A 422-nucleotide genomic window follows, 5' to 3' on the forward strand; every position below is an offset into this window, starting at 1 on the left:
CTTTAAATTTGGCTTCAAAACTTTCGATCGAGTTTCTGATTTAATTCCTGCTAAATACGGACTCTCGATAATTGGGAAAACTATGAAATTCACTCAAAAGTTTGGACAAGGATTAACAAAAACTACTTTAGTTCTTCACGAAGGTCATCGTTTATGGCATATGTATAATGAAGTAGTCAACGAAAACAAAGAATCAGCACCAATGATTACCAAAGAAACTTTAGACTCGTATCTTAACGACATCGACCGCGATTTAGCCAAACTCGACGCCGACTACAAAGACCAAGAAAAGAAAATAGAAGAATATAAACATAAATTACAATCTGATGAAATTAAGAAAGAATACGGAGAATCAAGGAAAATAGTTCAACAAATTGAAACTCAAGAAAAATCCGTTATCGGCGAATATTATGACATAATTA

At 32.9% G+C, this 422-nt stretch carries 1 pseudogene; it reads left to right on the forward strand.

What is annotated here, in order from left to right:
- Window positions 1-82: 82 nt before the first annotated feature.
- A pseudogene (locus tag RI68_RS03340) lies at window positions 83-422 on the forward strand (DNA double-strand break repair protein Rad50); the annotation flags it as partial.

The sequence above is a fragment of the Vaccinium witches'-broom phytoplasma str. VAC genome, from assembly GCF_000309405.1.
Lineage (GTDB): Bacteria > Bacillota_I > Bacilli_A > Acholeplasmatales > Acholeplasmataceae > Phytoplasma.